The 19,941-nt window shown below is 69.1% G+C and carries 14 protein-coding genes; 7 read left to right on the top strand and 7 right to left on the bottom strand.

Features of this window, described 5'->3' with window-relative positions; all coding sequences use genetic code 11:
- Window positions 1–2: 2 nt before the first annotated feature.
- The gene (locus RQG77_RS01650) at window positions 3–1,097 is read right to left on the bottom strand and encodes a PDZ domain-containing protein (RefSeq protein ID WP_311243142.1); all 1,095 of its coding nucleotides are present in this window, start codon (window positions 1,095–1,097) and stop codon (window positions 3–5) included.
- Between the two features lie 117 nt (window positions 1,098–1,214).
- Here RQG77_RS01650 and RQG77_RS01645 point away from each other — a divergent pair, with 117 nt between their 5' ends.
- Window positions 1,215–2,663, top strand: coding sequence for a zinc-dependent metalloprotease (locus RQG77_RS01645; RefSeq protein WP_311243141.1), 1,449 nt, complete (start codon window positions 1,215–1,217; stop codon window positions 2,661–2,663).
- Window positions 2,664–3,517: 854 nt separating this feature from the next.
- Here RQG77_RS01645 and RQG77_RS01640 read toward each other — a convergent pair.
- Window positions 3,518–5,239 carry an ATP-dependent helicase gene (locus RQG77_RS01640; protein WP_311243140.1) on the bottom strand — a complete coding sequence of 574 codons (1,722 nt, stop codon included), beginning with the start codon at window positions 5,237–5,239 and terminating at the stop codon, window positions 3,518–3,520.
- Entirely contained in the window at window positions 5,236–6,132 is an 897-nt protein-coding gene (gene nudC / locus RQG77_RS01635) for an NAD(+) diphosphatase (protein ID WP_311243139.1), read from the bottom strand. Before nudC ends, RQG77_RS01640 begins: the two co-directional genes overlap by 4 nt.
- Window positions 6,133–6,196: 64 nt before the next feature.
- On the opposite strand from nudC, the gene RQG77_RS01630 reads away from it, so the two are divergent.
- Window positions 6,197–7,561 (top strand): phosphotransferase, encoded by a 1,365-nt coding sequence (locus RQG77_RS01630; RefSeq protein ID WP_311243138.1) that lies wholly within the window; start codon window positions 6,197–6,199, stop codon window positions 7,559–7,561.
- On the opposite strand, the gene RQG77_RS01625 is transcribed toward RQG77_RS01630, so the two are convergent.
- Both RQG77_RS01625 and RQG77_RS01620 read right to left on the bottom strand, forming a co-directional pair.
- On the bottom strand, window positions 7,507–10,953 hold the full coding sequence (locus tag RQG77_RS01625; protein WP_311243137.1) for an ATP-dependent DNA helicase: 3,447 nt from the start codon (window positions 10,951–10,953) through the stop codon (window positions 7,507–7,509). The two genes, RQG77_RS01630 and RQG77_RS01625, sit on opposite strands and share 55 nt — an antisense overlap.
- A complete protein-coding gene (locus tag RQG77_RS01620) occupies window positions 10,950–14,183 on the bottom strand; it encodes an ATP-dependent DNA helicase (RefSeq protein ID WP_311243135.1) in 3,234 nt (1,077 codons plus the stop codon). The genes RQG77_RS01625 and RQG77_RS01620 overlap by 4 nt, the downstream gene beginning before the upstream one ends.
- A gap of 185 nt (window positions 14,184–14,368) precedes the next feature.
- Between RQG77_RS01620 and RQG77_RS01615 the strand changes: the two genes are divergently transcribed.
- The 3 genes from RQG77_RS01615 to RQG77_RS01605 are packed head-to-tail and all read left to right on the top strand — an operon-like array spanning window position 14,369 to window position 15,404.
- On the top strand, window positions 14,369–14,593 hold the full coding sequence (locus tag RQG77_RS01615; RefSeq protein ID WP_311243134.1) for a DUF3107 domain-containing protein: 225 nt from the start codon (window positions 14,369–14,371) through the stop codon (window positions 14,591–14,593).
- A 7-nt stretch (window positions 14,594–14,600) separates the two neighbouring features.
- Window positions 14,601–14,888 (top strand): hypothetical protein, encoded by a 288-nt coding sequence (locus RQG77_RS01610; protein WP_311243133.1) that lies wholly within the window; start codon window positions 14,601–14,603, stop codon window positions 14,886–14,888.
- Window positions 14,889–14,894: 6 nt separating this feature from the next.
- On the top strand, window positions 14,895–15,404 hold the full coding sequence (locus RQG77_RS01605) for a hypothetical protein (RefSeq protein WP_311243132.1): 510 nt from the start codon (window positions 14,895–14,897) through the stop codon (window positions 15,402–15,404).
- Here the strand turns inward: RQG77_RS01605 and RQG77_RS01600 are convergent.
- The gene (locus RQG77_RS01600; protein ID WP_311243131.1) at window positions 15,401–16,114 is read right to left on the bottom strand and encodes a ferritin-like fold-containing protein; all 714 of its coding nucleotides are present in this window, start codon (window positions 16,112–16,114) and stop codon (window positions 15,401–15,403) included. The two genes, RQG77_RS01605 and RQG77_RS01600, sit on opposite strands and share 4 nt — an antisense overlap.
- A gap of 168 nt (window positions 16,115–16,282) precedes the next feature.
- Here RQG77_RS01600 and RQG77_RS01595 point away from each other — a divergent pair, with 168 nt between their 5' ends.
- Entirely contained in the window at window positions 16,283–17,806 is a 1,524-nt protein-coding gene (locus tag RQG77_RS01595; protein WP_311243130.1) for a DEAD/DEAH box helicase, read from the top strand.
- 116 nt (window positions 17,807–17,922) lie between these two features.
- Here RQG77_RS01595 and RQG77_RS01590 read toward each other — a convergent pair whose 3' ends face one another.
- Window positions 17,923–18,798: a PHP domain-containing protein gene (locus RQG77_RS01590; protein WP_311243129.1), complete on the bottom strand. Its 876-nt coding sequence runs from the start codon at window positions 18,796–18,798 to the stop codon at window positions 17,923–17,925.
- A gap of 87 nt (window positions 18,799–18,885) precedes the next feature.
- Between RQG77_RS01590 and RQG77_RS01585 the strand changes: the two genes are divergently transcribed.
- Window positions 18,886–19,914 carry an endonuclease/exonuclease/phosphatase family protein gene (locus tag RQG77_RS01585; protein WP_311243128.1) on the top strand — a complete coding sequence of 343 codons (1,029 nt, stop codon included), beginning with the start codon at window positions 18,886–18,888 and terminating at the stop codon, window positions 19,912–19,914.
- Window positions 19,915–19,941 lie beyond the last annotated feature (27 nt).

The following is a 19,941-nucleotide window of genomic DNA, read 5'->3' as shown; positions in this document are numbered from 1 at the left end:
TATCACGGGGAGGTCACGACGTCGCACGTCGGGAGCGATCCCACGTCGCCGCCGTTCGCGATCACCTCGAGTGCATCGAGCGATTCCTCCAGAGTCGAGGTGCTGATCACGGTGAGGCCGTCCGGCACGTGGCCGGTGACCTCGTCGCAGTTCGTGCTGGGTGCGAGGAAGTAGTCGGCTCCCGCGTCGCGAGCACCGTAGAGCTTCTGGCGGATGCCGCCGATCGGCCCGACTGTGCCGTCGGCCTCGATCGTGCCGGTGCCCGCGATGTTCTCGCCGCCGTTGAGCTCGCCCTCGGTGAGGGTGTCGATGATCCCGAGCGCGAACATCATCCCCGCGCTCGGGCCGCCGACGTTGTCGAGCTGCAGGGTGACGTCGATCTCGAAGTCGTAGTCGGTGCGCAGGGTGACACCGATCAGCCAGGTGGTCACGCCTGCGTCGACCTGCTTCTCGGGCGTCACCTCGACGACCGCCTCTTCGCCCCCGCGCTGCACGGTGAGCTCGACGGGGTCTCCCCCGGCATCCTGGATCGCCTGTCGCAGCTGCTTCGCCGACGTCACCGCCGTGCCGTCGATCGCGGTGATGACATCCTCGGGCTCGAGGCTCCCCTCGGCGGGTGCGCCGTCGACGACGTCGACCACCGCCACCTCGGCGCCGGTGTCGTAACCGAGTTCGTTCAGTGCCGCCGCGGTCGCCTCGTGCTGAGAATCGACCATCAGGGTCGCGTTGCGCTCGTCCCGCTGCTCGGTGGTGACTCCCTCAGGGAAGACGGAATCGAGCGGCACGACGGCGCGGGATGAGTCCGTCCAGGCGAGTGCCAGCTCGAACCAGCTCGGCGTGCGCTCGCGGTTGCCGACGACCTGGACGGTCGTGAGGTCGAGCGTGCCCGCGGTCTCGAAGGTCTCGGCGCCCTCGATCTGGATGAGAGGCACCTGCTCGCCGTCCGCGCCCGCAGCTGTGCCGAGGGTGTCGTAGACGGGGCCCGGTCGCTGGATGACGTAGGGGGTGGGGAGGAAGGTCAGCACGACGAGCGCGATCAACGCGACGATCAGCGCCCAGACTCCGAGCCCGAGCTTCACAGACCGTGTTCGATCCACAGTGTTCCTCCGTCGTTCGCGGGCGGCGTACAGCGATCTGCCCGCTTCGGGGTCTCGCGGCCGATCCTGTGACTAGCGTAGATGCCACGGCTTTAGGCGTGCTGAGAGGCGAGCGACATGTCAGACAACGACCCGACCCCCGAGGACTTCCAGGAATTCCTCCGACGAATGATGTCCGGCCAGGGCGCCGGCGACATCGACCCCGAAGCGCTGCAGAACGCGTTCGCGGGCATGGAGGGCATCCAGCTGGACCCGGCGATGATGCAGACGATCATGTCGCAGCTCCAGGGCGCCTTCGGCGGCGACGCGTGGGAGAACGCGCTCCGTCAGGCGTTGCACATCGCGAACCGTGACGGGCTCGGGATCACCGAAGGCTCGCGCACATCGCTGGTCGACTCGTTCGCCCTCGCCGACCTCTGGCTCGGCGAGGCCACGACCATCTCCGAGCTCGCCGAGGCTCCTCGTGCGATGACCAGGGGCGAATGGGTCGAAGCGACCCTGCCCGTGTGGAAGGAGATCGCCGATCCCGTGTCCACGAGCATCGCCGACGCACTCACCAGCGCGCTCGACACCCAGGTGCCCGAAGACATGCGCGAGGTCGTGCAGGGAGCCGGAAAGCTCATGCGCGGGCTCGGCGGCTCGGTGTTCGCCGCACAGTTCGGCCAGGTGCTCGGCAACCTCTCGCTCGAGGTCGTGTCGGGTGGAGACGTCGGCATCCCCGTTCTCCCCGCCGGCACCGCTGCCGTGATCCCGCAGAACCTCACCGCCTTCGGCGAGGGGCTCGAGATCCCCGAAGACCAGATCACCCTGTACCTCGCGACCCGCGAGCTGGCGTACGCACGCCTGTATCGCCACGCCAAGTGGCTGCACCTGCACGTCATGGCGCAGATCACCGACTTCGCGCGCGGAGTCACGGTCGACGTCGATGCCCTCGAAGACGTCGCCAGCCGACTCGACCCCTCGAACCCCGAGGAGCTCCGCGCGGCGATCGAAGGCGGAGCCCTGCTCCCCACTCAGACAGACGCCCAGCGCGAGGCGCTGGCACGTCTCGAGAACCTCGTCGCCACGATCGACGGATGGGTCGATGTGGTCACCGCGCAGGCGACCTCCCGGCTTCCCGACGGCGCCCGGATCGCCGAGGCGGCGCGCCGCCGCCGCGCGGTGGGCGGGCCTGCAGAGGATGCGCTCGGTGCGCTCGTCGGCCTGAAGCTGCGTCCGCGACGCCTCCGCGAGGCCTCGGCCATGTGGCAGGCGGTCACCGACGCCGTGGGCATCGCCGGACGCGATGCGCTCTGGGACTACCCCGACCTCATGCCGACATCCGACGACATCGACGACCCCTCGAAGCTCGTCGCGCGACTCCAGGCGACAGCGCGTGGCGAGCAGCCCGTCGCCGACGAGTTCGACGAAGCACTCGCCCGCCTGCTCGACGGCGACGATTTCTCGGGCGAGAAGCGCGAGACGGATGACTCCGCGGATCCGGATGCTCCGGAATCCGACGGCCCGACCCCTGATGGCGAGAAGCCCGACGGCGACGACGGTCCGGGCGGCGACCGCCCTGTGTGATCGACCTGGGTGATGGACCGGTGTGATCGACCGGTGTGATCGACGGTGTTCTGCTCGCCGGTTTCCCTTCGAGGAGCAGAACACCCGACGACTTGTCCACGGATGCCGCTGACGGCCACATCGGGAGCTGCGGAGTCCGCAGAATCGAGGGATGTCTCCGCTGACTCCTCAGATCACCACTCGTCTGGATCCCGCCGTGCCGTTGCTCTGGCGCGACGGAGACACCCTGCAGATCGGGATCGAGGGCACCCTCCGCATCTCGGCGGCGGAGCCGTGGGTCGAGCGCCTTGTCGCGCGGATGGCCGCCGGGTTCCGACGCTCGGCCTTCGACGTCATCGCACACGCGTCGGGTGCGCCCCGTGCCGACGCGCGGATGCTCCTCGCCCGCCTCGAGCCGCTGCTCGTCGAGGACTCCGCCGCACCCCGCGCGGCCTGGGTCGAGAGCATCGACGTCCTCGACGGACGTTGCGAGTATCGGATGCGCGACGCACTGCTCGACGAGGGCGTGGCCTCAGGCGTGCGTGAGGAACCGGGCGACATCGGTGTCGTACTCGTCGAAGGGGCCGCCGCGGCCCTGCATTTCGCGCGCTACCTCCGCGAGGACATCGCCCATCTGCCCGTGTCGCTGGAGCGCGGTCGCACGACGATCGGGCCATTGATCTCTCCCGGCGACTCGCCCTGTCTGACGTGTCGGGATGCGCACGAGCGCGACCGCGACTCGGCGTGGCCGCGGATGCACGCGCAGCTCATCGGCAAGAAAGCAGGTCCGATCAGCGTCGCCCGGATCGCGGAGGCTGCGACCCTGGTCGCGCGTCTGCTCGCGACGACGACCTCACGCGGGTCCTTCGTCGAGGTCAGCGGCGACGGTCGGCGCGCGTGGCGTTCGCTGACGTTTCACGAAGAATGCCGGTGCCGCGAGCAGTCGTTCCTATCTCTGCCAGGAACCGCGACGGTGCCCGCTCTCCTCGTCCCGCCGAGCGAGACCACGACAGCGAGAGCGTACGCGCGGCGCGCGTGACACCCACGTAGGCGAGACGGCGCTCCTCGTCGATCGCCTCGAAACCGGTGGCGTACGAGATCGGCAGCGCACCCTCCGCCCATCCCGCGAGGTACACGTGCGGCCACTCGAGACCCTTCGCCGCATGGAGCGTCGACAGGGTGACGGTGCGCATCGTGGGCTCGTGCTGATCTTTGGCGCGCGCCATGAGCGCGTCGCTGAAGGTGCGAAGGTTCTCGTCAGGACCTGCTTCCTCCGCAAGCCGGAGGATCGCCCGCCTCGCCTCCCACCCGTCGCGCTGGGCTCCGCCGGCTTCCGGCGGCTCCTCGGTGAGTCCGAGTTCTCGTAACACCCGCTGCACACCGGGGAGGAATCCGTGCTCGGTCGGCGCCACGGCGGCCGCCCGGAGCGCGAGGATCGCCTGCCGAACCTCGGGCATGGCGAAGAACCGCGTGCCGCCCAGCACCGATGTCGCGATGCCCTCGGCGGCGAGCGCCTGCTGCAGCACGGCGGACTGGGCATGGGCGCGGTACAGCAGTGCGATGTCTGCGGGCGACGCTCCGGCTTCGATCCGCGCCGATACTGCGGCGGCGATGCCCTCCGCCTCGTCCCGCTCGGTGTCGTAGGCCGTCACGGTCGGCGAATCCGCGTTGAAGGTCTCCCGCGCGGGGACGAGTTCCAGCGCACCCGGCCGCCCCTTCATGAGAGCGTTGGCCGCTTCGAGGATCGGAGCCTGCGAGCGATAGTTGGTCTCGAGTCGCACCACCGTCGCCTCCGGATGACGTCGTTCGAACTCGAGAAGGAAGCGCTGCTCCGCACCGGCGAACGAGTAGATGGTCTGGCTCGCGTCACCGACGACGCAGATGTCCTTGCGATCCCCGAGCCAGAGCTCGAGCAGCCGGTTCTGCAGGGGCGAGACGTCCTGGTACTCGTCGACCGTGAAGTGCCGGTACTGCTCGTGCACGGACGCGGCGACCCGAGGCTCCGCCTCGAGCATGCCTGCACACGCCAGCAGCACGTCTTCGAAGTCGAGCTGACGACGCTCATCTTTCAAGGCCTCATAGCGCTGCTGCAGCTCCATGAGCTGCGCCGTGTCGATGCCGCTCATGGAACGGCCGAGTGACGCGTGCTGCTCGACCGAGAGCATCGAGACCTTGCGCCATTCGATCTCGGAGGCGATGTCGCGAAGCGTGGCGGTGCTCGGCCGCAGACGCATCGCGTCGGCGGCCTGACCGAGCATCCGCACCTTGTTGTCGATGATCGACGGTGCCGGGGAACCGGCGAGAGTCGGCCAGAAGAAGTTCAGTTGTGCCAATGCCGCCGCATGGAAGGTTCGCGCGGCGACGCCTTCGACTCCGAGCGCACGCAGGCGGCCTCGGAGTTCACCCGCGGCCTTGGCCGTGAAGGTCACGGCCATGACCCGCGACGGCGAGTACGCGCCGGTGTCCACGCCGTGCGCGATGCGGTGGGTGATCACCCTCGTCTTGCCGGTGCCGGCGCCGGCGAGAACGGCGACGGGTCCTCGGAGGACGGATGCCGCTTCGCGCTGTCGATCGTCGAGGGCTTCGAGCGCGCTCACGCGCGCTCCTCGAACCACGACATGATGAGGGCACGGGCGATGGATGCAGGTCCCGGCAGGCCGACGGGACCGTCTCCGGCGAGGGCGGACCCGATCTCGTCTCGGGTGAACCAGCGCACGTCGATGATCTCCTCACCGTCCGGGCGCAGCTCGTGGTCGTCGACGGCCACCGCGCGGAAGCCGAGCATCAGCGACCGCGGGAAGGGCCAGGGCTGCGATGACACGTACCGGAGAGACGCCAACCGGACTCCGGACTCCTCCTCGAGTTCACGGTGGACCGTGGACTCGAGAGACTCCCCCGCCTCGGTGAAACCGGCGAAGCAGGAGTACATCCGCCCACCCCAGTTCGCGTTCGCCCCGAGCAGCAGTCGTTCGCCGTCGGAGCTCTCGACCGCCACGATCACCGCGGGGTCGGTGCGCGGGAAGTGCTCGCGCCCGCAGACGAGACAGTGCCTGGACCATCCGGCCTGGCGAAGCTCCGTCGCTCCACCGCAGGTGGGACAGAACGGCGCATCGCGCAGCCAGCCCCCGAGAGCCAGCGCTTCGATGAGGAGCTCGGTGTCTTCGGCCTTCAGACGCGCGCCGAGGTCGCGGAGCCCGAGCCAGGTCTCGTCCGGAGTCGTGTCGACGGTGTCGCCTTCGGGGGGCAGCACGGCGAGCAGGACGGCGACACCGCTGGCGTCGCGTCCGAGAAGCGCCCAGACGGCGTCCGTGATCTCGGACGGCGAGACCCTGAGCAGAGTGGCCCCGTCGAGGTCATCACCGGTGATGCGCACCCGCCCGTCCCGCACCGCGACGACCTGCGTGGCCTCGTCGAAGCGGAGCCGGTCGATGACCCCAGGCTCGGTCCTGAGGTCTGCGGCTCGGTCGAGGGACGTGTTCTTCGCGGTCATCGGCTCCCTCTCTCACGGGCGTGGCGGAAGCGGGACCGCCCCCGCGTCCACCTACCCTGGGGGTATGGGACGCTCTCCATTCACTCTAGCCGCGGCGGTGACTGCCGCACTGCCCGGCGCGGAGGTCACCGGAGCCCGCATCCTCAGCGCCGACGGCGACGGACGCTTCGACTCCGCCGTGGCCTCGCTCGCCGACGGACGCGAACTCGCGATCCGAGTGGCCGACGACGACGAGACCGCACGTGAACTCGCCGGCGAGGCTCTCGCTCTCCGCGCCCTCACGGCCGGAGCACGGGCGATGCTCCCCTTCCGAGCCCCTGAGTACATCGGCGAGACACGGCTGGGCGACGCACGCGCACTGGTGACCGAACTGCTGCCCGGATTCCAGATCGAGGCGGCGATGGTTCCCGGCGGCCGCGGCGCCGCAGAGTCGATGGGCGCGGCGATCGCCGCCGTGCATTCCCTCCCCACGTCGGTCGTCCGCGGCGCCGGTCTGATCACGCGATCGGCGCAGGAGAGCCGCGACGAACTCGCCCGACTCGTGGATTCCGCCGCATCGACCGGACGAGTGCCCGCGAGGCTCACGGTGCGATGGCGTGAGGCCGTCGCCGACGACGATCTCTGGCGTTTCGAATCCACTGTCGTGCTGGGCGGCGTGCAGGCCACGTCGTTCATCTTCCGCGACGACCCCGAACTCGGGCCGGAGGTCACGGGCCTCATCGGATGGCACTCCCTGGCCGTCGGCGACCCCGCGGTCGATCTCTCCTGGCTCTCCGCCGCCCCGGATGCATCTGCTGATGTGCATGCGTCGTACGCGCGTGCCTCGGATCGCGTTCCCGACCCTGCACTCGAGGTGCGTGCCCGGCTGCTCGCGGAGCTCGAGTTCGCGCGCTGGCTGGTGCACGGCGATTCGCTGCGCCGACCCGACATCGTCGATGACGCCGCAGCTCTGCTCGAGGCACTCGCCGATGGACTGCACGACGATGACCTGGGAGTCATCGCCTCGCGCAGCGAAGGAGTCGATTCGGCCCTGGATGCTCTCGACCGCGTGCCCGCGAGCACGCTCTCGGGCGTCGACACGTCGATGCAGACCGACGCATACAACCCCAACGAGCTGTGGCGCGATGAGGATGCCGACGGCGACAGCACGAGCGATCTCAGTGACGCCGCCGTGGATGCCGCGCATCGACTGCAGGTGGGTGGGCTCGAGACGGAGGATCTCACGTCGGTGCGCTCGGCAGTCTCAGCCGACCGCTCGTCAGCCGACCGCTCGTCAGCCGACCGTGCGACGGATGGACGTGACGACGACCGCGACCGGGATCGCGACGCGCAGCGCGCAGGAACGACCGACGGCGGCTCGCCGGAGGACGAGGCTCAGCGCGCAGCGCGGGCGGCGCTCCAGCGCTGGAAGAGCTCCGACTCGGAGTAGACCCGGTCACCTCGGATGACGAGGTCGTCCGCGACGTAGTACAGCGCGACGTCGATGTCGTCGAGCGGCACTCCGAAACGTCGGTGATACGCGAGGCGGTAGAGCGCGAGCTGCAGCATCCGCTCTTCTCGCTCCTGCGCCGTGCGGGGAGCCTTGCCCGTCTTCCAGTCGACGATCTCGATGCGACCGCCTCGGTCTTCTCGCCGGTACACCGCATCGAGCTTGCAGATGACGATGTGCCCCTCGCCCGAACTCGTGCCGCCGCCCAGGGCGAAGTCGATCTCGATCTCGACCGCGATCGGCTTCAGTCCACCCCATTCGCTGCGCTCGAAGATCTGCTGGAGACCGCCGAGATCTTCGGCGTCAGCCGGGGAGACCTCCGCGCCGCTGCCCTCCGCTCCGAACGCGGGGTCGTCCTCATCGATCTCCCAGAGGGCCTCATCGACGCGATGCCCGACACCCACGAGTTCACTGCGCCGCTCCACCCAGGCATGGAACAGTGTGCCCAGTCGGGTCTGGCGATACGGCCGCTCGGGCATCGGTCGCACGATCGATGACAGCGTGCCGCCGAAGTCCGTGACGTAGTCCTTGAAACGGGAGGCGGGCACGCGAGTGGGGGGCGATGCGTCCGTCCCCCGCAACCTCGCCGCCCGTTCTGCCAGCAACCGAGTCAACTCGGGAGAAGCCACCGGGTCACTCTCGGCAGCTGCACGAACCGATTCTGCGGCCTTCTCGACCACCGCTCGTCGCGCACCGAGCGGATCGATGGGCCAGGAGAGGGTCGCGCCGGGGCCGTCGTAGGGATTGAGGTCAGGGTCGACGTCGTCGATCGTCCGCGCGCCGCTCGCCTCGATCGCCTCGAGCAGGTACGGACTCGGCGCCTTCGGCTGCTTCTGCCCCGCCCAGTGAGCGCCGGTCAGGAGCAGATCGCTGCGTGCTCTGGTGACGGCGACGTAGGCGAGCCGCCGCTCCTCTTCTTGCTGGTACTCGCGGTACGAGTCCTTGAACACCGTGAGTGCGCCCGGCGCCGTCTTGCTCTTGCTCGTGAGCGATGCGATCCCGGCCTTCAGCCGCTTGGCCGGGTCGAGCTCCTCATCGGAGGGCGGGATCCAGGTGAAGGTCGGCAGCGCCGCGCTGTCACCGCGCAGAGCGAACGGCAGCACCCCGAAGCCGAACCAGCCCGCCGTGTCGGTCGGACGCGACGGCAGCTCACCCTCGACCAAGCGGACGACAGCGACGGCATCCCATTCGAGGCCCTTGGATCCGTGGATCGTGAGCAGCTGGACCACGCCGGGCTCGGGCGGCTCGGGTCGCGGCACCAGTTCATCGGTGCTCTCGGCCTTGTCGAGCCACGCCAGGAGGCTGGAGATCGTTCCCCGCTCGTCGGCTGCGAGGAAGGTACGCACCTCGTCGGTGAACGCCCGCAGCTGAGTCGCCGCGATCCGCGCGGGGCCCCTCGTCTCGTTCGCGGCGAGCTCGATGTCGAGACGCAGCTCGAGTTCGATGAGTCTCAGGACGTCGGGAAGCGGAAGCGACGAGGCTCGACGGAGGCGTTCGAGCATCTCCCCCGCCGCGCGTATCCGGGCCCGGCCCTCGGGAGTGATCCGTGCCAGAAGGCGGTAGTCATCGCTGAGACCGCGGAGCACGTCGACGGCGTCGACGATCGAGAGCGCCTCGTCGGCACCGCGTGAGGCGCGAATGCGCTGCCGGAGCTCATCGTCCAGAGGCAGCAGCCCGCTGTCCCGCCTCGACAGTTCGGCAGCGAGGTCTTGGAGGGCGGCCATGTCGGCGATCCCGACCGCGAATCGGGGCCCGACGAGGAGTCTGATCAGCGCAGAGCCGGCGGTGGGGTCGTGAAGCACCCGCAGCGTCGAGACGACGTCGACGACCTCGGGGGTCGCGAGAAGTCCGCCGAGCCCGAGAATCCGGTGCGGGATCCCCTGCGCGGCGAGCGCCGCCGCGAACGTCTGCATGTGTCGCTTCGATCGGAACAGGATGGCTCCGGTGTGTGGCTTCGCACCGTCGCCATGCGCCGCGCGACGCGCTGCGAACCACTCGGCGACCTCACGTGCCTCGTCGTCGACCGTGAGCGGGAACCGGATCTCCACCGCACCCTCACCCGCGCCTGGGCGAGCCTCGAGCGGTGGCACGTCCAGTCCAGGCCGGCGCAGCGGACCGAGGATCCGATTCGCGATCCCGAGGATGCTCCGGTCATTGCGCCAGCTCGTCATCAGGCTGTAGTTCCCGACCGACTCCTTCTCAGAGAACGTCCGCGCGAAGGCGTGCAGGTTGTCTGCACTGGCACCTCGCCATCCGTAGATCGACTGGTGTGGGTCGCCCACAGCCATCACGGCGGAGTCGCGGAACAGTCGGGCGAGGAACTGCGTCTGGATCACCGAGGTGTCCTGGTACTCGTCCAGGAGCACCACACGATGCTGCTGTCGCAGTTCGTCGCGCACATCGGGCGATGATTCGACGATGTCGTAGGCGCCGCTGACCTGATCGGCGAAGTCCAGCACGCCGCGGCGCTCCTTCTCGGCGATGTACTCGCGCACCAGGACCGAGAGCGCGGGAAGGGCGCGCAGGTTCGCCGTGACGGTCGAGATGTCGGCGTTGCTCCGGTACGGGTCGAACGCGTCGGCCTGACGCAGCGCGATGCGATCCGCACGATCCAGGTCCGCTCGGTGGTCGAGAGAGTCGCCGGCCAGCCGCTGGACCGCGTCGACGACGCCGGCCACCGATCGGTCGATCTCTTCGAGCTCTGGCAGGTCGGCGCGGAGAACGATGTCCCGTGCCAGCATCCACGACGCGGCTTGGCTGAGCATGGCGACGTCGGAGTCGCGGCCGATCCGTGCCGCATGCTCCCGAACGATGCCGTCCGCGAAAGCGTTGTACGTCGAGACCTTGGGGCGGATCAGCAGATCCTCGACCGCGGGCGGGGTCACGTCTCCCGCGGTCCCGTAGCGTTCTGCGAGCTCGTCGAGCACCTGCGATCTGACGACCTCCCGCTGACGGACGTTCGCCGCTCTGGACACACGATCGAGCGCGCCGCTCGCCACGATCTCCGGCAGATGCGGCAGGAGCCCTCGCCTGCCGTACTCGTCGATGAGGGCGAGCCTGGCACCGATCCGCTCCGCGAGCTCGCCGGCGGCCTTGCGGGTGAAGGTCAGCCCGAGGATCTCATCGCGCCGCACGTGTCCGTTCGCCACGAGCCAGACGACTCGTCCGGACATGGTCTCGGTCTTGCCGCTCCCCGCCCCTGCGACGACGAGCGCGGGCGCGGGCGGTGATTCGATCACCCGCTGCTGCGCCTCGGTCGGCGCCGGGAGCCCGAGTGCTGCGGCGACGTCGAGGGCGGAGATGCCGTTCCCCGCCCCGGTCCACGCGGTCATGCGCTCACCGCGGCGACGGTGTGGATACGGCACGGCTGGACACGCCATTGCGTGTCTGCGCAGTGCGACTCGACGTGTGCGGTGAAGCTCGACGCGGACATGCCTCGAGCAGCCTCCGCGATCCGGCCGAGGAACTGCACCCGTTCCTCTCCGGCGAGAGTGTGCTGGTGCGCGACGCGGAAGTCGCTGCCTGCCAGTGTCTTGGCCACGAGGACGAGGCGCGCTCCGACGAGCGCCGCCGGGTCCGCGCCTGCGATGAGTCCCTCCTGCACGGCCACCTGGTAGGCCGCGAGCTGGGCATGGTCTGCGACCTTCTGCTCGCTCTCAGGCTCGTACTTGCCCGTCTTCAGATCGACGACCACGACGCGCTCTCCGTTCTGAGCGTCCGCCATGCGCGTCCACTTCTGGCCTCGGGCCTTCGCGTGCTCGCCGCCGCCGGGCGGGTATGCCTCGACTCTGTCGATGAAGCCGTGCACGATCGCTTCGTGAGGGTGGGTCTCCGCCTCGGTGCTCGCCGCGCGCGCGGTGGGCACCGCGCCAGATTGCTCGGGGATGTCGACGGCGAAGCGGAACTCGACCTCACCGGCGATCACGCGGCCCCCGTCCGCTGCGACGTCCGAGAGGTAGCTGTGCAGCCGATCGATGTAGAGATCGGCCCGGCGGCGCTCTTTTCGTCCGATCCACGCCGTCTCGAAGTCGAGCTCCGGCCAATGCTCGGCGAGGACGTCGCGCAGGCGCTCCAGTTCACCGTCGGGCACTTGCTCCATCGCCTCGTGGATGATCGTTCCGATACCCGCAGAGGGCGGCATCACCGTGTCGCCCCCGAGTGCGGACACGGCCCAGTTCAGCTCGCACTCCTCGAAGGACTCCATCCGCGAGGGTGACACCCGCGCGGCTTCGACGGCGAGATCATGCAGGGGTGCATCCGTCGACGGCGGTGTCACGCCGTACCACTCGGCAGGATTCGCACCGGGCACGCGCTCGTTCGCGAGCACTGCCAGCTGGGAGGCCGCATGCTCTCGCGCGGTCGCGGAGGTCGACGACGTCAGCACGCGACGGTGGCGGGCGACGAGCCCGCGCAGAGTGAGGGGATGTTCGGCCGATGCGTGCATCTCGGGCGGATCAGGCACCGGGAGGAAGGCGAAGAACGGGCTCGGCGTCATGTCGTCGTCGTCGACGGCGGTGATCAGAAGTCGACGACGAGCCCGCGAGATCGCTCGTACGAAGAGTCGCAGCTCGTCGTGCAGCGCGCCTCGACGACGATCGAGCACATCGGGAGGCTGCTCGGCCGTTCCCGTGCGGGTCGCGAGCAGTGCGTCAGCAAGCCTCCAGGTCTGCAGCATTCCTCCGCGGAGCCGGACGTTGGGCCAGACGCCGTCCTGCATCCCTGCGACCACCACTGCGTCGAACTCGGTGCCGAGAGCCGTCGCCGGAGTGAGCAGAGTTACCCGTCCCGGTCGATCGGGGCTTGAGAGGGAGTCCTCAGGCACCTCGCTGTCGAGGATGTCGCGGACGAACACCTCCGGCTTCTCGTTCGGGGTCCGCTCGACGAACCGCTTCGCGGCGCCGAACAGGGATACCAGCGCGTCGAGCGCCCTCGCGGTCTCGGACCCGCTCGCCTGCAGCGACATCTCCCGCCAGGCGACCTGCAGCTTTCGGCCGTCGACCGCACGGGACTGATCCCACACTCGCCAGAGGAGGTCGTGGATCGTCTCGCCCGCTGTGGCCCCATCGGCCACCTCGGCGACCGTCTGCGCGAAGCGCGCAGCCCTGCGGGACTCCTGCGAGTCGATCAGGTCGAGGTGGGCGGGCGAGGTCAGCGCTTGACGCAGCAGCTCTCGCGCCGGGGTGGAGCCGCCGTGCTCGAGCTCGATGTGGCGCAGGCGTGCCCGGAGCCGGCGCAGTCCGATGGCATCCATCCCGCCGAACGGAGTGCGCAGCGACTCCTCCCAGTCCTGAGAGGAGCGCTCGTCGGGTGTGGTGAGGGCCAGCCGCACGATGCCGACTATGTCGCGAACGATCGACTCGCTGCCGAGCGGGCGCTGCACACCGGCGGCGCGCGTCGGGATCTCGCGGGCCGCCAGCTCGGTCTCGAGCTGGGTCACCTGGCGGGTGTCGTGTGCGATGACCGCCATCCTGTCCCACGGGACATCGTGCGTCAGGTGCCATTCGCGCATCACGCCCGCTATGCGATCGAGCTCCTCATGGGGCGACGGCGCCACGAAGGTGCTCACGGCGGCTGTCGCTCCGCGCTCCTCCGCCTCGGCAGGGACCGGGGCACGCCGATGGTCGACACGACCGGATACGCCGATCGCCTGCGTGACCGTCCGCGTCAGTGCGGTGAGTGCTGCGGCCTGCCTGTGCGGACCGTCGAGGACGTGCACGTCGCCGAGCTCGGTCGCGAGCCGGGCGAACAGTTCTGGGCTCGCCCCTCGGAAGGCACCGGACGAGATGTCGGGATCACCGAAGGCGAGAACGGCGATACCGCGGGCCCGGAGGGATTCGACCACCGCGATGCCGCCCCTGGTGAGCTCCTGGGCATCGTCGATCAGGACGGCTCTGAGGTGCGCGAGAGGGCCGAGGTCCGCAGCATCCGCCGTACGCAGGACCGCACTGGCCTCGGCGAGCAGGTCGGCGGCGTCCCGATGCGATGCGCGCGCCAGATCGAGAACCGCCCGGTACTCGACGAGGAAGTCGGCGACCGCAGCCCACGCGGGATCGCCCGCCGCCCGGAGCTCGGACGGCTGTGCGCCGAGTTCGACGCACTCCGCGAGGAAGGCCCGGAGCTCGGAGCGGAACCCCTTGGAGGCGCGGACCGACGGACTGAGTGCCTCCGGCCAGGCGATGCCCTCGTCTTCGGCATCGCCCGCGAGCAGCTCGGCGATGATGCGGTCCTGATCGGCACCGGTCAGCAGCGCCGGAGGTTCGGCTCCTGCACGGACCATCGCTCCACGCACGACCTGGAAGGCGAACGACCCGAGGGAGCGGGCGAGCGGGCCGGGGGTCGCCTGACCGATCCGTACGCCGATCCGGTCGCGCAGAGCCGTCGCGGCCTGCCTGCTGGGCGTGAGCACGAGGAGCTCTTCGGGACGGACCCCGCGGGAGTCGAGCAGATGCACGACGTGCTCGGTGAGGGTGCGGGTCTTGCCCGTTCCCGGTGCGCCGATGATGACCCCGGATGCCGTGACGTCAGCGCCGATCACGGCGTTCTGCGCGGCATCCTCTGTCATGTCCTCCACGCTACTGGGGCGCACGGACATCATCGGCCGGGCGGTGCCGCGCGTGCTGTGCGCTCACGGCGAAACCGGCCGCTCGGCCGATCCGAGGGCGTCGCCGCCCGGTAGAGTTGGGCGCAGTCGTCGACCTCCGTGGTCGACTCGACCACAGCATCGTCGACTGGAAAACAGGAGTACGCGTGGAAATCCGCATCGGCATCATCAACACCGGCCGCGAGCTCAGCTTCGAGACCGCATCGAGCACGGACGAGGTCCGCACGCAGGTCGCCTCGGCCCTCGAGCAGAGCACCTCGCACCTGAACTTCTCGGATGTCAAGGGGAACTCGTACCTGGTTCCCACCGCGAACCTCGCGTACATCGAGCTGGGCACCGAGGAGTCCCGTCGCGTCGGATTCTTCGCCTGACACCGCGATGTACATCCTTCTCGCACTCATCGGGGCGTGCGCGCTCGGCATCGCCGCCCACTTCATGATCGGTGGCCGAGAACTGCGCGGAGTCGCACTGACGCCCGCGATCGCCACGGCTCTGGCCGCCGTCGTCTACACCGGGCTGCAGTGGCTGGGTGTCGGCGAGGACAGCGTCTGGCTCTGGCTCGCCAGCGTTCTGGGCGCGGCCGTCGTGGCCGCTGCGCTGACCGTCGCGATCGTCGCGTTCCGTCGCCGCTCGGACGCCACGGCCAAGGCCGCACTCGGCATCTGACAGCTCGTGGACGAGCGTCGCACTCTGCGGTGGATCCGCATCAGCATCGTCGTGCTCATGATCGGTCTCCTGGTGAGCGGCGTCACGGCCTTTCCGCTGCGCCTCGAGCTCGGCTTTGCGTCGAACCTCCTGCACGACAGTCCCGTCGCAACCTGGTTCCCTGACGCGGTCGGCTGGGTCGACCGCGTGGCGGATGCTCTGACCGATGTGGACGCCCGATACCCGTTCATCGCCTACGGCACGGACTGGCTCGCCTTCGCGCACCTGGTGATCGCCGTCGTGTTCATCGGCCCGCTGGTCGATCCGGTGCGCAACATCTGGGTGATCCAGTTCGGGGTGATCGCCTGTATCGGGATCGTCCCGCTCGCCCTCATCGCCGGCAGCATCCGCGGCATTCCGCTCGGCTGGCAGCTGATCGACATCTCGTTCGGCGTGATCGGAGCGATCCCGGCTGTAATCGCCTGGCGCCTGACGCGGCGCCTCGAGCGGATGCGTGCGCAGGAGGCCGTGGTCTAAGAGGCCAGGCCCATCGCGTCCATGCGGCGGGCATGGGCGCCCATGAGCTCGGTGTAGACCAGCTCGACGCGGTCTTCGCTCATGGCGGCGAGCTCGGGCTGACGCAGAGCCGACCGACAGACGAGGATCGTGTCGCCGACCAGACGACGAGCCCACATCGAGAGCAGCGAGCGCCACTCTCCGTCACCGTCGATCGTCTCCTGGATGATCGCGACGATCTCGTGTCGAGCATCGTCCTCGCTGAGGATCTCCGCCACCCGTTCGCCCGTGTCGCCATAGCTCGACGCGAGCGCGAAGTAGAAGTCGTCGAGCATCCCCGCCGTGATGTAGACGGCGAGGAGGGTCTCGCGCGGGCGGGCGCCTATCGTCTTTCGGCGGAACGCGTCGAGGTTCTCCCGGAACGGGAGCATCAGCTGCGTGGGATCGTCCCCGCGCTCGGCGATCAGATCGACGATCGCCCTGTGCTTCGTCAGCGCCGCGCCGGCGGCGCGGGACAGCGACTCCTTCTCGGACAGCTCCGGGGTCGCTCTGATCAGACGGGTCAGCGTCTCGAAGTAGCCGAGCTGCAGATACGCCGCCTGTCCGAGGAACCGGGTGAGCTCAGGGGCGAGTTCGGCGAAGTCGACGCGCGTCGATGCGCTCTGCTCGCCGCGACTGCGCAACGTCATCGTGCGCCGGGGCGTCCTACGCTTCCAGAACCAGTTCACCACGGGGTTCACAATACTCGGGCGACGCGGTACTTCCGGGCGCCACCACCCCCTCGGGTAGGCTGGTGCTGTCCCCGCCGTCGGAGCGGGGCCCGCGCCTGTGGCACATGAGACGGCGTGGATCCGTGAAACATGGCGATCCTCGCAGGTCGCCGGACAGGCATCTGAACATTGACAACCTTCGCTGATCTCGGAATCGATCAGGACATCGTCGACGCACTCGCCTCCAAGGGCATCGTCGACGCGTTCCCGATCCAGGAGCAGACCATCCCCCTCGGTCTTCCCGGCCAGGACATCATCGGCCAGGCCAAGACCGGAACCGGAAAGACCTTCGGCTTCGGCATCCCCGTCGTGCAGCGACTGGGCCTCAACCCCGAGCACGGCGTCAAGGCGCTGATCGTGGTTCCCACTCGCGAGCTCGCGGTGCAGGTGTACGAGGACATCGACCTGCTCACCAGCAACCGCTCGACCAGCGTGGTCGCGATCTACGGCGGCAAGGCCTATGAGGGTCAGATCGACCAGCTCAAGGCCGGAGCCCAGATCGTCGTCGGCACGCCCGGTCGTCTCATCGACCTCGCGGGCCAGCGCCTGCTCGACCTCTCGAACGCGACCGAGGTCGTGCTCGACGAGGCAGACAAGATGCTCGACCTCGGCTTCCTGGCCGACATCGAGAAGATCTTCCAGCGCGTGCCCGCCGTGCGGCACACGCAGCTCTTCTCGGCGACCATGCCCGGCCCGATCGTCGCGCTCGCCCGCCGATTCATGTCGAACCCGATCCACATCCGGGCCAACGACCCCGACGAGGGCCTCACGCAGGCCAACATCAAGCACCTCGTCTACCGCGCGCACTCGCTCGACAAGGACGAGATCATCGCCCGCATCCTGCAGGCAGAGGGCCGCGGCAAGACCGTGATCTTCACCCGCACCAAGCGTGCGGCGCAGCGTCTCGTCGACGAGCTCGGCGATCGCGGCTTCAACGTCGGCGGTGTTCACGGCGACATGGGCCAGGACCAGCGCGAGCGCTCGATGGCCGCGTTCAAGGCGGGAAAGCGCGATGTTCTCGTCGCGACCGATGTCGCCGCACGAGGCATCGACGTCGACGACGTCACGCACGTGATCAACCACACCATCCCGGATGAGGACAAGACGTACCTGCACCGCGCCGGTCGTACCGGCCGCGCGGGCAAGACCGGCATCGCCGTGACCTTCGTCGACTGGGAAGATCTGCACAAGTGGGCGCTGATCAACCGCGCCCTCGAGTTCGGACAGCCCGACCCCGTCGAGACCTACTCGTCGAGCCCGCACCTGTTCGAGGACCTCGATATCCCGGCCGGCACCAAGGGCCGCCTCGTCTCGGCCCCGAAGACGCAGTCGGTGAAGACCGAGCGCACGCCTCGTCCCGAGCGCGCGGCGGATGCCGCCGCCGAGGGAACGGAAGAGGGCGGCACCCGTCGTCGCCGCCGCCGCCGCGGAGGCTCGAACCCGGTGGGTTCGACGTTCGCAGAGGGCACCACCGACTCGGCGTCTGGCGACTCGCAGTCCGCTGCGTCGGGTGACCGCAGCGCCGAAGGCGCCGGCACCCACGACGGCGCAGGCAAGGAGCACCACGACGGCAAGCCCGCCCCGGCACGTCGTCGCCGCCGTCGCCGCGGCGGCTCGGGCGGCGCGGGTGCAGCCCCGGTCGTCGGAGCCTGATCGTCTCGACCTGATCGACCTCAGAGGGGGGCGGATGCCGCATCAGCGGCGTCCGCCCCCTCTGTCGTCTCTCTGAGAGTCGTCTCCCCGAGGTCGCGGCACCGCGCCCTTCGTGCTCAGGCGTAGCGCGGCGCAGTACCCGTCGCTCGATCGATGAGCCGGGCCACCATCTCGTCCGATGTCGTGTTCTCCCCCGGCAGGTTGGGTTTGCCTGTGCCGTGGTAGTCGCTCGAACCTGTCACGATCAGATCGTGCTTCTCGACGATCGCGCGCAACGTCTTCTTGCCGGATTCGGTGTTCTCACGGTGGTCGATCTCGAAGCCACCGAGGCCAGCGGCGATCAGCTTCTCGATGAACGGCACCGGCATCATCCGATCGCGTCCGACCGTGACGGGGTGCGCGATGATCGCGACTCCCCCGGCATCCGTGATGAGACGCACCGCCGTGAGCGGGTCGGGAGCGTAGTGAGGCTCGTAGTAGCCCTCGCGCGGGTGCAGGATGCCGTCGAAGGCCTCCGTGCGGTCTCTGACGATGCCGCGCGCGACCAGGGCGTCTGCGATGTGCGGGCGTCCGACGGTCGCGTCGAGGGTGGTCTGCGCGAGGACGTCTTCCCAGCTGAGGTCGTAGTCACGGCCGATGCTGCGGACGATCCGCTCGGCGCGCCCGATCCGGTCGCCGCGGATCCGGTCGGTCTCTGCCCTGAGTGCTTCGTCGAGCGGGTCGAAGAGGTACCCGAGCACGTGGACGCTGCGCCACTCGTGCTTCGCCGACAGCTCCATGCCGGGGATGAACGTCATTCCGAGTTCGGCAGTGGTCGCCGCCGCTTCATCCCACCCGGTCGTCCGATCATGATCGGTCAACGCCATCGTGCGCACCCCGAACCTCTGCGCCTGGCGCACCACCTCAGCCGGCGACTCGGTGCCGTCGGACTGGTTGGAGTGCATGTGCAGGTCGGCGGGACCTGCGAAGCGAGGGGAACGAGCGGTGGCCATCCTCCGAGCGTACCGACGACGGGCTATGCCGGACGCGCAGCCCGTCGCGGCAGGGACTTCACAGAGACGCCTTCTAGGCTGGATGGGATGTTTCGACTACTGGGGATCCTCGTCACCGTGCTGTTCGCGATCGCGACGGCTGTGGTGGTGTGGCCGCAGTTCTTCCATCTCGAGCAGACGTATCCGTTCGCGCAGGTCGTCGCAGCCCGTGGGGTCGTGCTCGCCGCATTCCTCGTCGTCGCCGCTCTCGCACTGCTGCTCCTCCTCGCCAGGCCGCTGCGCGGCTTCGCCGCATCCGTCCTGATCGTCGCCCTGCTCGGCGCCGGGGCGACCGGTGCCATCGGATTCCAGCGCGGGTTCGGTGGAGACACCCTTCCTGCGGCGACGGATTCCAGCATCCGCGTCCTGACATGGAACACGGCCGGCGACGAGGTCTCGGCCGAAGAGATCGCAAAGCAGATCCTCGATCGGGGTGCAGACATCGTCGCGCTCCCGGAGACGACCGAGGAGGTCGGCGAGCAGATCGCGGTGCTGCTGCGCGAGCAGGATCACCCGATGTGGGTGCACCACGTGCAGTTCAAGCCGGATGTCGTCGACGGTCCGAAGTCCTGGCACACGACGGTCCTCGTCTCTCCCGATCTCGGGGAATACTCGGTCATCGAGTCCTCGGAGGACGGCACGAGCAACACGGGATCCGTGCCGAGCGTCGTGCTGATGCCGGTCGGCGGGAACGCCGGCGGCCCGGCGATCGTGGCCGTGCACGCCGTCGCACCCCGCATGGAGGACATGGCGCAATGGCAGAGCGATCTGCGCTGGATCGCCGACCAGTGCCCCCAAGGGAACTTCATCCTCGCCGGCGACTTCAACGCGACGATCGACCACATGGCCGGCCTCGGTGTCGACGGCGGCGACATGGGGTACTGCCGAGATGCCGCGACGCGCACCGGCAACGGCTACAGCGGCACCTGGCCGAGCTCCCTTCCGGCCCTGCTCAGCACTCCGATCGACCACGTCATGGCATCCCCGAGCTGGACCGCCACCGGGTCCGTCGTCATCGACGACGCCACCGGCAGCGATCACCGCGGCCTCGTGGTGCAGCTCGAGCCCGCAGGCTGACATCCCGCGTCCGTCGCGCAGGTGACA

This window comes from Microbacterium sp. WCS2018Hpa-23 (assembly GCF_031843845.1).
GTDB lineage: Bacteria > Actinomycetota > Actinomycetes > Actinomycetales > Microbacteriaceae > Microbacterium.
This window is presented reverse-complemented; position numbering and strand designations above follow the sequence as displayed.